Origin of the sequence: Mesorhizobium sp. M7A.F.Ca.US.006.01.1.1 (genome assembly GCF_003997935.1) — a bacterium.
Taxonomy (GTDB): Bacteria; Pseudomonadota; Alphaproteobacteria; order Rhizobiales; family Rhizobiaceae; genus Mesorhizobium.
The window spans coordinates 15,108-27,118 of sequence record NZ_RZQL01000076.1 but is presented as its reverse complement, the minus strand read 5'-3'; the positions used below and the strand labels follow the sequence as shown (position 1 = coordinate 27,118).

Sequence of the window (12,011 nt, the reverse complement as noted above, 5' to 3'; positions counted from 1 at the left end):
AGGAAAAGAAGGACCGCGTCGATGACGCCCTCAACGCGACCCGCGCGGCCGTCGAAGAAGGCATCGTTGCTGGTGGTGGCGTCGCGCTGCTGCGCGCTTCGGCCAACATCAAGGCCACCGGCGTCAATGCCGACCAGGCCGCCGGCATCAACATCGTGCGTCGTGCGCTGCAGGCTCCGGCCCGCCAGATCGCGGCCAACGCCGGTGCGGAAGCATCGATCGTTGCCGGCAAGATCCTTGAGAACAAGGGCGCGACCTTCGGCTACAACGCCCAGACCGGCGAGTATGGCGACATGATCGCCATGGGTATCGTCGATCCGGTCAAGGTTGTCCGTACGGCTCTTCAGGACGCGGCCTCGGTCGCCGGCCTGCTGGTCACCACCGAAGCCATGATCGCGGAGGCTCCGAAGAAGGAGTCGGCTGGCGGCGGCATGCCTGGCGGCATGGGCGGCGGCGGCATGGGCGGCATGGGCGGCATGGATTTCTAATCCAGCTCTGGCAGCTTTCGCAACGAGAGGGCGGCATCAATGCCGCCCTCTTTTTTTGCGAACCTCGGTCCGATGAACGATCGACGCCAACGCCGGCCATCGGCGTTAGGGCAACCTCAAAAGAACTGTCGAGTTGGTTGCGCGCGGCTTTGCGTCATCAGAGGCGCAAGGCGGTCGCGTGTGAGGATTGCGCGCTCCCATAGGCGGTTTCGGCATGTGCCTCGCCTTCGACATCGACATTGCGGCCAAGCAGGAAATCGGCGGCTTTCGAGGCATGGCTTGCGGCGCGGAAGATGGCGCGGTTGTCCTCGCGCAAAACCGTCAGCCATGAGCCGATGTAGTCGGCATGGCGCACGGTCGGCTCGATGCCGAGACTGCTGCAGATGAAGGCTGATGCGATTTCGGCGACCAGTTCCTCGCGCGCATAGGTGTTGGACCCGAAGGAGCCGGACAGGTCGCGCGCGAGTCGCCTCGGGTGGCCGGTCCAGTGGCCAAGCTCGTGAAAGCAGGTCCGGTAATAGTCGATCTGGTGGAAGAAAGCCGGCTGCGGCGGCACCTGTATGGTGTCGCTGCCGGGCATGTAGAAGGCGCGCTCGCCGCCGACGCGAAAATCAGCGCCGGTTGCATGAATGAGCGCCTCGGCCTGCGGGACCATCTCGCGCTCAGGCAGAGGCTCGCCGGCGGCGTAAAGATGTTCGGGCAGATTATCGCACTGCGCGACATTGAAGACGGTGAAGCGCTTCAGGAAGGGCACCGCCTGCGGTTCGTCGCCATCGGTGTCGGCGCGTTGCTTTTCGTTCTTGGGAACAAAGCGGTCAGCGTGAACGATGGTGGTGCCGTGCTCGCCCTTCCTGACATTGCCGCCAAGCGAAAGCGCCTGCCGGAAGGTGAGCCAGTTCTGGCTGGGGAAACCGCGCTCGATGACCGCGCCCCACAGGATCAGGATATTGATGCCGGAATATCGGCGCTGGGTGGCCGCATTCCGCGGCAGGCCGAGGCCTGTCCTTGCCCTGCCCCACGGCTTGACCCATGGCACGGTGCCGCGCTCCAGTTCGGCAATGATGCGGTCGGTGATTTCCTGATAAAGGCTGGCGCCGGTGCGCCCGCCGCTGTCTGCGCCAGCCTGTCGGCTGCCGCAACGTTTGTTGTTTGCACGCATCGTGATGTCCTCCGCTCTACAATCGCGCGCCCTCCCCGGAAGCGGGGTGGGCGGCAAAAGCGACCGGAAAGGCCCGCCGTCGGAGGCGGACTGCATCAGCAGGACCGGAACGGAGTGGAGGACCCGAAAGCGACAAGCGAAGGGTTGCGGGACGCCGCGGCGGGCCTAGAAGGGAGTGCTGCCCACCCTGCGCCAGGGGGAAGGCCACAATAGAAAGACGCCGGCCGACAGGCCGGCGACCGTCAGCAGCCGAAGGCTGCCCCGCGCCAGGGGGCGATGCCGCAGGGCCAAGACCGCCTGAGCTTGCCGAAGAAAAGCGGGCTCGGTTCACGAGCACCCGGCCAGCGACTTCAGGCGCGGGCGCTCAGGATTGTTGTTGGCGCCCACGGCAGCTGGATGACCGCAACAAGATTACGAGGAGCGACAGCAAAGCCAGCTGCCACAAACGGCACGCTCCGGCAACAACAGCGTGGCCGGTCTACAGATGCTGCCCCGCACGAGAGCCAGCACGCTTTGAGCGCGCATCGGCGATGCAAGCGTTGCAAGCTGGCCATGTCCACAAGGTCGGCGACCACTATATCGCCGACCACCAACGCGGGCGTACCGTCTAAGTGCAGACCTTTCGCGAGTGCGCGGACGCGCGCATTTCATCTGCGATGGCCGGATCTTGCATTCCCGCTTGAGCTGCTCAACGTCAAGGCCTACACGCGCTGCGATCTTGAGAGTGACCCTTCAACTGGGGGAAATCATAAGGGCGCGGTGGAATTCGTCGAACTTTCCCTGTTTTCTCGAGGCGAGTGCGGCGAAGGCTGGGAATTGGGAATCCGGTCCCAGGACCGGGAACTGTTTGATCACAAGCTTCAGATTGGGCTCATGCTTGAAGGCTTTTTGGTAGTTGATATCAGCCAGTCTGCAATGCGGACAGTTGTGGTAGTCATTGAATATGACCAGAACGGCATCGCCTTGCGGGTTGCCGGCGATTGGCGAAGGAGATCGTTGTCGAATGCGCCGCTCCACTTTTGCCTGTCGGTCGACCACGCCTGCCGGTGCAGGTTCGCGCTATATTGGCTCGCCAGCAAGGCGAGGAGTAAAAGAAGAGCTGCGACAGTGATGGCAGTCGGCTTAGACATGAGTCTCCAATCCATGGACGGCGTGGCAGCAACGGCCGCCTTTTTGGTGTAAAATGGGTCAGTTTTGATCGTGCCCCGCAGTTGCTACAGGCGCACAGGTGCCGGTGCGATCTGGCGGTTTCTCAAATACGGCTTTGCGCCATCGGGTCCACCCCAATAGCTGAGCGTCGTTCGCACGGGGAATTGTGTTCACCACGCCGGGCGACTTGACCGTCCACCGCCAGAGCGCTGAACGGTCCGCTAGTGAGGCGCTCCCCGAATCGTCGTTTATCCCGCTCGCCCCGGACCGGGTGACAGCCAGCGTTGCCGCTACGCTGCGGAGAAAAACCGTCAGCGCGTGGCATTCGGACATAAGCTGATCGACGCCAAGAATAAGCCCCACGGAGGTGACCGGTGCGGCCGGAACAAGAAAGAGCGTTGCAGCCATTGTGACGAGGCCTGCACCGGTAATGCGGGTTGTTCCGTTCGAAGGGAACAATGCGACAAACAGCATGAGGATCCGGCAGCCGATCGGGAGATCAGTTTTCGTCGCTTGGGCGATGAAAAGGGCGGCGAGCATCATATTCGTGCCGTCCAGATTGAATGGAATGAGACCCACGACCGAATGCGTGGCGCCGGCCTTTTCCATCTTCTCCATGAGCGAGGCCAGCGCGGCCTCTGAGGAGGACATTGCGAGCAGCAGCTCGTCCTTGATGTATCGGACGAGAGAGAAGAGCGAGCGGCCGTTGTAGCGGCAGACCGCGCCGAACAGGATCGAGAGGAACAGGACCGAGAGGAACAAGACTTGCAGGATGTCGCCTTCCGCGAAGGCACTGGCAATCGTTGACGGGATGATGTTCATCAGGAAGCTGGTCACGGACTGCTCGTGAGCCGTGGCCACATAGCCCTTAACGGCTTCGACATCGAGCGAGGCCGGATCGATGTTGAGGCCGGCGCCAGGCTGAACGATATTCGCGACAATCAGCCCGACAAGGAGTGCTAGCGTCGAGAAGGTAAGGAAATAAACCATCGCCTTGGCGGCAACTCGGCCGACCTTCTGCAGATCGCTCATGCCGGCAATGCCGGTCGCCATTGTCAGGAAGATGACAGGTACGGTGATTATCTTGACGACATCGACGAAGGCATCGCAGAGCGGCTTCAGGCTGTGGCCGGTCTCCAAATGGAAATAGCCGATTGCGGCACCCAGGATTATGGCGGCAAGTACCTGCACGTAGGTCCGGGCAAAATGGCGCTTGCGGGGCGCTAAGATCGCGCGGGGAACTCTTGGAACCAACACCGTCTCTCTCCTTGACCGGATCGGGGTGGGGCTCCTCCCTCTCCCATGCAGTGCTCCGGTCGAACGCTGCGCCCACTTCGGCGCAAACGATGTGCCAAATAGCAAGAGGGGAAAACGCGCAGGACCTCACGCAATGCTTGCGATTCGCTCTCCCACACTCGTGCAGTGGTTGCCTGTCGCAACTATGGAAGGGTCGATTCTGGGAACTCCAAAGGCCGCTCTTTGCGTCGACGCAGCTTGGCTGCCTGGAAGGTTCCCTCTTTGCCTTGCGGTCTGCGAGCTGGGTCCAGATGGTCATCATTTGGCTGCGCGCTGCACGGGGCTCGAAAGATTCAATCGAGGACGGGTCCTCTTGGAAAACGGGGGCAGCGTTGGTCAAGCCCTTCCACCCTGCTGTCCCAATGGTGTTCAGAAGCTCAGTTCACGATCAAGCGATGGATCAGCGTCATCTGGCGTTTGCGCCATCGCGGCGGCGTTGCAACGGGTCTGCCAAAGATGAGCAGGCCGCGAGGCAGGGTCCGAGACCTAGACTCCAACCTCATAGCGCGCTCGGCTCGCGTTCGGAAGGTTCGAACCGCAGCACGATCAGGTGGCGACACCGTTGGTCGGAACCGGAACCCGACGAATGATCGTTCGTGACCGACATCTGTGAACAAGCAGTATGTGTCATTGCAATCACCACCCGTTGCGCGGAAATGCCCATATGGCCGTGAATGAACTGGATTTGGTGATTTTCCAGATGGCGGTGGAAAGCGTCCGCTTGCTCTCTTCAAGCTTTGATGAGAAGGCGGCTGAGATAGCCACGAGGAGCCGTGGTAGCCTTCTTTTTGACGTGCGGGTGGACGGTGACCTGGAGGTCCAGCGAGTCGCAGCCATTGGATATCCAGGCGACAAGATCGGTGTGGTGGCATTGGACCGAGAGGGCCTTGTTAGCTGTTGTTGCCTTGTCAATGGCACCTTCTCACCTTTCATTGCACCGTTGGAGAACTGGACCAGCATGCCCCTTTCGATGCAGGCCCAGATCGATGTCACAGGCTATGCGAGGCTCCTTCTGGCCGCCTTGCGAAATGCTGGACATATGCTGGACAGGTAGCATCGCGATGATGTCTGTGATGAGATGGTGCAAACGGCTGGATGAGGCGATCGCTTGCTGGCAGCTTTGGCAACAAAGCGATCGGTGAGTTCGCAATGCTGGAACACGTCCTTTAGACTCTGCAGTTAAGTTAGCGGACTACCATCTGACGAATGCCCTCTGACAGTCTGCATGGCGCGGCATGCCCTCTTAGGAATGCAGCCGTGGTTCTACACCATCGGCTGTTTTTGTGTCGAAGGCGACGGGCACGCCATGAACGAAGGAAGCGGCCGCCAACAGTTCCTCCAACTCGCGGTCGGTGGCCTTGCATGCCGGCATTAGTGTTCGGATGGCGCGGATCGCCTGCGCCATGGAGAGAAAGCGGACCCTTCCCCTGGAAAGGACATAGGCTTCTGCGGCTTTTTCGACGGTGACGGTGTGAAACGAATTGGTCATGACGAATTCCTCCCTGAACCCTGACCAACCCGACTTATGGCACGAATTCGACCGCCTTCAAGCCTATGTCCGATTGCGGACAATCGCTGCGATTCGTTCAAAACCGCTGATGCTTTTGGGCGACCTGGTGAGGGGCAAGGAGACGTCGGCTGAACCCGTTTCAACCGACATGCTTCAGGCAGCGGCCAGGCCGAAATAACGCTGCTCCTCCTTGTCATAAGCGCCATGTGTGAGCTTTATCAATCCGGCACGGTCGATGATCGTGATCTCGCCGCGCTTGGCGTGCACCAGTCCTCGATACTCAAGCATTTGCAGGGCCGTGGTGACCCCGGGCGGTGGGCGCGAGCATGGTCGCCAGAAATTCATGCGTCGGGAGGATCTTATCTCCTTCCGCACGGTCGTGGACCATCAGCTGCCAGCGGGCCAGCCGTTCTTCGACCTTGGAGTGGCCATTGACCAGTGCCGTCCGGCATGATTGGACGAGGAACGCGTGGGCATAGTCCAGCACTGAGGTGCGAAGCGACGGGCTAATCGCAGGGCGAAGGTTTTCAACCGGCAGGCGCCAGGTAGTGCTTTCCTTTCCGAGAATGACGGCAATTCCTTTCATCCCGTCATAGCCGACAATGCCGACTTCACCTTGCCGCCCGCCGGTCATGGTGGCGACCACCGACGCGATGCCCCTCTCGGGAAAATATACGTTCTTGATCGGCTGATGCGCGACCTCCAACTTGTCCTTGATGCCCGGTTCGACGTGATGCAGCGATGGTCGCAAAAGCGCGAAGTCCTGCGGGGTGAGGGCTTCAGCACCTGGTCGCGAAAGAGGGATCGGGCAAGGCTCTCTTCCAACGGGGCAAGAGCGCGTACGTCTTACTGTCGGCTGCACCGAAGTAAATGCCGGCCGATGCCAAAGCATAGGCTTCGAAACGCGCGATTGCAAAGCCCTGTCGGGGCAGTGCAGTCATGCTAGAAGTCGCGCCGCCTACGATAGGCAGCGGATGACATGATTCCCTTCTGCGGCGGCCACCAAGAACGGCTCGGGCACGCTTTAATCGTTCATACACAAGCTCGCAGGAATGTAAGCAGCGGAACAGTCGGGTGATTCGTACCGCCCTGCCCTTTCAGAGATCAAGTCATTGGACGTCAATTCGGCTGGAACGCCTCGTCGAACGGCCCAGGAAAATGCAGCCGGATGAGCAATGGTGGTTCACCTTATGTGCGGTCCCGGATATGCGGTCCGGCGGCTCATCTCCCAATGGCTTGTCGATGGGGAAGTGGAACTCGTCATGTCGCCGCGAACCGTCACCGCGCTAGCGGGGCTCTTTTGAAGACGCCGGTGTTTTTCTTTGTGGAACTGAATCTGTGAGGTGATTGATGCATGAATCAAACATTTGCGTATTTCCGCTGCATCGGCGACGTATATTGGTCGAAAGTATCGCCCAGGCCCTCGAGACCAAGAACGGCGAGGCGGCGAGCGCGTTCTGGCGCTGTGCCGCCAAGAAAATGCTCATTCAATTGTCCGATGTAGGAATTGCGCCAGAGCTCGCTGCGCAGGAGGTTGGAAGCCTTCTTCATGCGGTCTTGGACGACATGGCCAACCGAACGGTAATGCACAAAGCATAGGCTCGGGCGCTGTTGGACCGCGCGTCAGCTCGGGTCCTTATCGGGGGACTGCTCCGACTGGCCGACGGTCCGGCCAAACCGGCATACCGGCAAAGCTTTGAGGTTGCGATCGCTCACGGCGGCCGGTCCAATATTCTAAGACGACCTCAGAAGCCACGTTGGCTTCTTTGGACGAAGCGGAGGGGCGCCATTTTGGCGTGCTCACGCTGGACTGCGGGTTGCGCCTACGGAAATCCAAAGTCCGGCCGCGCGAGCCAATCGACCGGAACAGTCGAAAGCTCGTGGGGCGGGTCCGCTCACCCTCACGGCGGCGGTGGCGGCCGTGAGCAGACTTAACTCAAGTCACGGCTGAGCATCCGCAGGCGCTATGCCGATTGGATGAGAACTGGTTGCCACAACACCGGCCCGTTGAGGCGTCCCCTCCAGCGGATGCGCAAGAGACTGGCGTAGGAAATATCGAGGAAGCCGGCGACTGCCTCGGTGTTGCCGACCTGCTTGGGCTGTCCGATACGTGACAACGGCCAGGTCGCGAGACGAAGGATCCTTTCGATGCGCGTATCTGTCACCGTTACGATCCCGGAGAGATTGTTGGCCAAGCCGAATTCGATGATCCCCGCGAAGAGCTCGTAGGTTGCTTGGGCCAGGCCGCCAGCTGCCTTCGGCGCTGTCGCAGGGAGATCGAGCGCGAAACGACTACTCTCCCAGATATCGGCACTCGCAGGGACCACCATCTCATCCAGCAGCGTCGGAAACGTATCGCGCAACATTGTCGGTCCGGTGGTCGGCAAAAGGCGGACGCAGCCGCAAGTTCGCCAATCGGACCCCTTGAGAAGCAGGTAGACGGGGTTCAGGCTGTCAAACGAGTCCGTTTCCATTTCGCCTTCGGTCTGCACTTCCCAATCGAGCCGCTTCTTGAAAACCCGATACCTAAGTCCGTGCATTTCCTTGAGTTCGCTCGCAAACTCGGCGTAGCAGTCGGGTGTTATCAGCTGCATCATTGTCGTCTCCGTGCGGGATGTGTCCACGCAATCGAAGGGCAAAGCCGTCATGAATGCAGCCTGTAGACCTTTACAGCTAGACTTGGAGAGGATCAGGATCTCGCCCGAGCAGCCATCCGCACTACGGCCTGGTTGATGGTTCGCACGCCAAGCTTCGCCTTGGCGTTTTCCTGATGGAAGGTCACGGTGCGTTTCGAGACACCGAGAATCTGGCTGATATCCCAGGCCGACTTGCCGCACGCCGCCCATTTCAGGCACTCGAACTCCCGCCGGGTGAGCATTATGCCATCTACCACGCAATCTTCGGCGAGCCTGCGCCGGGCATGGATATGAACGTTGATCGCAACCAGTTGCATTGCTTTTTCGTAGCGCGTCAGCGACCTCAGAAATGGCGGATGCGCCTCGTTGGAGGCGAAGGTCAGTGCGGCGAACCGGCCGCGATGATCATGCATCGACATGGTCAGTCCGCCGCGAATGCCGAACTCAGCTGCTTTTTCCAGGACTTCCTGCTGAGAGGTCGGCAAATAACGGTGATCGCGGTCCACACCCCAGTCGAAGGTATCCCAGCCCCGCAGTCCCCGCAGGATCACGGGATCCACGCTGTGGTAGCGCTGTTGCAGGTAATGTGATGTCCATGATGATGGATAATTCGAGATCAATCGCGGCCTGTCGCCGGAAGCGGATGGGTAGGTGAAATAAGCGAAGAGCGGAAAGTCGAACCCGGCTGCGGCGGACGCCATTGCCTCATGGAGATCGACGGCATCGACGCTTGCAGAGAGTTGCTCGACCAAGGTTTCAAATACGCGATGCATCTGCGCTTAGCGTACCTCGCGGAGGTTGCTGGAAGCCGACGGAGACGTGGTTCTAAATGATGGCCTGTCCCTGCAGGGCATACGACGCGCCGCCGTCATCACCGCAATTGCTGTGCTGCTTCCGATTGGAGAGAGCTCCGCCCACCTGACCAACTACCGATGGGTGATATTGCGACGTTATCGATGAGCCGCGTGTCGCCAAGCCAAGCCGCAGCAAGCAAGCGTGCCGGTCGGTCAAGGCTTGCTAACGATTGCAGGTCTGTTTCTCCGCGAAGCTCCAGGTATTCGAGCTCGCGATAGCCGGCAGCCAGAATTGCTGCACGCGCTTCATCAAGCGTAGGCAGGATGGGGGAGCCGCGTGCAAGCCGCTCGGCCGTATCGAGCAGGACCGATGCTAGTTTTGGGGCAATGGCGCGTTGGGCTGGGGAGAGCCGCACGTTACGCGACGATAGCGCAAGACCATCGGCTTCGCGGACTGTCGGACAGGGCACAATAGTGATCGGAATGTCGAGATCCCGGACCAAGCGCCTGACAAGCTGAAGTTGCTGAAAATCCTTTTCGCCAAAAAAGGCGAAGTCAGCGCCGGCCTGCAGGAAGAGCTTGGCCACGACCGTCGCCACGCCATTGAAATGGCCGAGCCGGAATGCGCCGCAAAGGCATTCGCTGATGCCGGACACTGAAACGGCCGTGGCGAAGCCCACCTGGTACATTTCCTCTGTGTCCGGCACATAGAGCAGATGCGTGCCCAGCAGAGCGAGCTTGGCAGCATCGTCGCTTTCCGTCCGAGGGTAGGCAATCAGGTCGGCGGGGCTGTTGAACTGCTTGGGGTTTACGAACAGCGTCACGATCACCCGCTCGGCCCTTTCGAGCGCCTTCCGCACGAGGCTCAGATGCCCGTCGTGCAAGGCTCCCATGGTCGGCACAATACCGATCGTGGCACCCGAGCGACGCCATTGCGCAACGACGCCGCGCAGCTCGCTCACGGTTCGAGCGATCGGCACGCTCATGTGAAGTCACCGGCCTTCAAGGCGTTGACATAGAGATGTTCGACCGCCGGAAAGTGCCGGTTCCGCATATCGGTGGCGTAAGCGGCGATTGCCGCCTCAGCCTGCTCACCGAGCTCGGCATAGCGTTTGACGAACTTCGGCCGAAATGAGGTGAAGAGCCCGAGCATATCGTGGCTCACCAGAATCTGGCCGTCGCAAGCTGGCGAGGCACCGATGCCGATGGTGGGTATGTCGATATCGGCGGTTATCTGCCGTGCAAGCTGCTCCGGTATCTTTTCCAGCACCAAGGAGAAGGCGCCAGCTTCAGTTACCGCCCTGGCGTCGCGCCTGATCCGCTCTGCATCGGCTCCCCGGCCCTGCACACGATAGCCTCCAAACGTGTTTACCGCCTGCGGCGTCAGGCCCACATGGGCCATGACAGGTACGCCGCGCGCGGTAAGGAAGCGGATGGTTTCCGCGATGGTCTCGCCGCCCTCGATCTTTACCGCTGAACAACCGGTCTCACCCATCACGCGCGCAGCGTTGCCGAAAGCGTGCTCTGGGCTTTCCTCGTAGGAACCGAAGGGCAGGTCGACGACCATCAGCGCGTGTTCAAGGCCGCGGCGAACGGCCTGTCCGTGCATGATCATCATGTCGAGCGTGACCCCCAGCGTCGACGACAGGCCGTGCAGCACCATGCCGACGCTGTCGCCGACAAGAACGATGTCGCAGTGGCGATCGAGCAGCCTCGCGACCGGCGTGGTGTAGGCCGTCAAGCATACAAGTGGCGTCTGGCCTTTTCGCGATCGAATATCTGGAGGAGTCATCCCTTTTATCTCACCAGCCGCGCTCAACCGAGGCCCCTTCCCTTACGTTACCAACAGCGGGTGTCGCGTTTGGCATATTTTTGTGCGACTGCGAAGAGCTAAAAACAGCGCTTGAGTACTCCGGTGTTGACGTGCTGGCTTCCAAGGTTACATTCAATCGATTAAGGCGCTCCGTTGGGCCAACCCGCTTTCGCAAACATGGATCCTCAGACAAGAAGAACCAAGAAAGGCAAAGCCGCCGTCAAAGCTGACGAAGCCAAAGTGGACCTGACTGCCGTCGTGGTCGCCGTAAACGACAGTGAGCCCTGTGTCCTCACAGTCGGTCATGCGGACACCCTCCCTTCTGGACCTTTTGCCCTTGAGCATCGATCACTGCAGTCGGGTTTGAGGGGGTGGGTGGAGCAGCAGACCGGCCATGCACTTGGATACATCGAGCAACTCTACACCTTCGCCGATCGCGATCGCATCGGCACTGAGCGCCACCAGCGCGTCATCTCAATCAGCTATCTCGCATTGACCAGGAAGGAACAGGCAACGAACTCGGCCGCGTGCGGCTGGCAAAGTTGGTACGAATATTTTCCCTGGGAGGACCACCGCTTCGGCACGCCGCCTGTGCTGCTCGATAGATTGCGGCCCCGCCTGATTGAGTGGGCCGGCGGCGCCAGCGAGCCGACCACTCAACGCGAGCGCCGGCAGCGCGCTGCGATAGCCTTCGGCTTCGACGACCGCCATTGGAACGAGGAACTCACGCTCCAACGCTACGAGTTGCTCTATGAAGCTGCTCTGATTGAGGAGGCCGGTGGCGGCAGGGACGCGATTGCGGCCGCGGCTGGCAAACCAATGGTCGCTGACCACCGTCGTATTCTGGCAACCGGGATCGCGCGGCTGCGTTCGAAGATCAAATACCGGCCGGTCGTGTTCGAGCTTATGCGGCCTTCCTTCACGCTGCTGCAACTGCAGCGAACCGTGGAAGCTTTGGCTGGCAGGCTGATCAACAAGCCGAACTTCCGGAGATTGGTCGAGCAGCAGGAACTTGTTGAGGAGACCGGGGAGACCTCCCTCGACACGGGCGGCCGACCGGCGAAGCTTTATCGCTTCCGGCATGCCGTCCTCGACGACAGGGCTATCGCCGGGACAAAATTACCGCTGGCGCGGGCTTGACATACTTATAGTCAAGGTAGATATAT

General features: G+C 60.4%; 14 protein-coding genes. 4 read left to right on the top strand and 10 right to left on the bottom strand.

Annotation, left to right across the window (positions count from 1 at the left end; all coding sequences use genetic code 11):
- On the top strand, nt 1-488 hold a 488-nt coding region (locus EN943_RS15395; protein WP_281060849.1), incomplete at its 5' end, for a TCP-1/cpn60 chaperonin family protein.
- Between the two features lie 157 nt (nt 489-645).
- On the opposite strand, the gene EN943_RS15390 is transcribed toward EN943_RS15395, so the two are convergent.
- From EN943_RS15390 to EN943_RS15380, 3 genes are all read right to left on the bottom strand, one after another.
- The gene (locus EN943_RS15390; RefSeq protein ID WP_063169241.1) at nt 646-1,647 is read right to left on the bottom strand and encodes a zincin-like metallopeptidase domain-containing protein; all 1,002 of its coding nucleotides are present in this window, start codon (nt 1,645-1,647) and stop codon (nt 646-648) included.
- Nucleotides 1,648-2,379: 732 nt separating this feature from the next.
- The gene (locus EN943_RS38360) at nt 2,380-2,664 is read right to left on the bottom strand and encodes a thioredoxin domain-containing protein (protein WP_224570942.1); all 285 of its coding nucleotides are present in this window, start codon (nt 2,662-2,664) and stop codon (nt 2,380-2,382) included.
- Nucleotides 2,665-2,835: 171 nt separating this feature from the next.
- The gene (locus EN943_RS15380) at nt 2,836-4,050 is read right to left on the bottom strand and encodes a cation:dicarboxylase symporter family transporter (protein ID WP_210326676.1); all 1,215 of its coding nucleotides are present in this window, start codon (nt 4,048-4,050) and stop codon (nt 2,836-2,838) included.
- A 706-nt stretch (nt 4,051-4,756) separates the two neighbouring features.
- Here EN943_RS15380 and EN943_RS15375 point away from each other — a divergent pair.
- Entirely contained in the window at nt 4,757-5,146 is a 390-nt protein-coding gene (locus EN943_RS15375; protein WP_024505560.1) for a hypothetical protein, read from the top strand.
- A 189-nt stretch (nt 5,147-5,335) separates the two neighbouring features.
- Here EN943_RS15375 and EN943_RS15370 read toward each other — a convergent pair whose 3' ends face one another.
- The 3 genes from EN943_RS15370 to EN943_RS15365 all read right to left on the bottom strand — a co-directional run bounded on the left by EN943_RS15370 (nt 5,336) and on the right by EN943_RS15365 (nt 6,353).
- On the bottom strand, nt 5,336-5,581 hold the full coding sequence (locus tag EN943_RS15370) for a hypothetical protein (protein ID WP_063169243.1): 246 nt from the start codon (nt 5,579-5,581) through the stop codon (nt 5,336-5,338).
- Between the two features lie 174 nt (nt 5,582-5,755).
- Entirely contained in the window at nt 5,756-5,890 is a 135-nt protein-coding gene (locus tag EN943_RS38810) for a hypothetical protein (protein ID WP_256754986.1), read from the bottom strand.
- On the bottom strand, nt 5,883-6,353 hold the full coding sequence (locus EN943_RS15365; protein ID WP_224570941.1) for a hypothetical protein: 471 nt from the start codon (nt 6,351-6,353) through the stop codon (nt 5,883-5,885). Before EN943_RS15365 ends, EN943_RS38810 begins: the two co-directional genes overlap by 8 nt.
- 599 nt (nt 6,354-6,952) lie before the next feature.
- Here EN943_RS15365 and EN943_RS38355 point away from each other — a divergent pair.
- Nucleotides 6,953-7,201: a DUF6074 family protein gene (locus EN943_RS38355; protein WP_063169245.1), complete on the top strand. Its 249-nt coding sequence runs from the start codon at nt 6,953-6,955 to the stop codon at nt 7,199-7,201.
- A 365-nt stretch (nt 7,202-7,566) separates the two neighbouring features.
- On the opposite strand, the gene EN943_RS15355 is transcribed toward EN943_RS38355, so the two are convergent.
- The 4 genes from EN943_RS15355 to panB form a co-directional block, all read right to left on the bottom strand.
- Nucleotides 7,567-8,199, bottom strand: a complete 633-nt coding sequence (locus tag EN943_RS15355) for an acyl-homoserine-lactone synthase (RefSeq protein ID WP_063169246.1) — start codon at nt 8,197-8,199, stop codon at nt 7,567-7,569.
- Between the two features lie 92 nt (nt 8,200-8,291).
- The gene (locus tag EN943_RS15350; protein WP_063169247.1) at nt 8,292-9,011 is read right to left on the bottom strand and encodes a LuxR family transcriptional regulator; all 720 of its coding nucleotides are present in this window, start codon (nt 9,009-9,011) and stop codon (nt 8,292-8,294) included.
- Between the two features lie 98 nt (nt 9,012-9,109).
- Nucleotides 9,110-10,018 (bottom strand): pantoate--beta-alanine ligase, encoded by a 909-nt coding sequence (panC, locus tag EN943_RS15345; RefSeq protein ID WP_063169248.1) that lies wholly within the window; start codon nt 10,016-10,018, stop codon nt 9,110-9,112.
- Nucleotides 10,015-10,851, bottom strand: a complete 837-nt coding sequence (gene panB / locus EN943_RS15340; protein ID WP_063169249.1) for a 3-methyl-2-oxobutanoate hydroxymethyltransferase — start codon at nt 10,849-10,851, stop codon at nt 10,015-10,017. Before panB ends, panC begins: the two co-directional genes overlap by 4 nt.
- A gap of 171 nt (nt 10,852-11,022) precedes the next feature.
- Between panB and EN943_RS15335 the strand changes: the two genes are divergently transcribed.
- A complete protein-coding gene (locus EN943_RS15335; protein ID WP_024505567.1) occupies nt 11,023-11,985 on the top strand; it encodes a membrane protein in 963 nt (320 codons plus the stop codon).
- Nucleotides 11,986-12,011 lie beyond the last annotated feature (26 nt).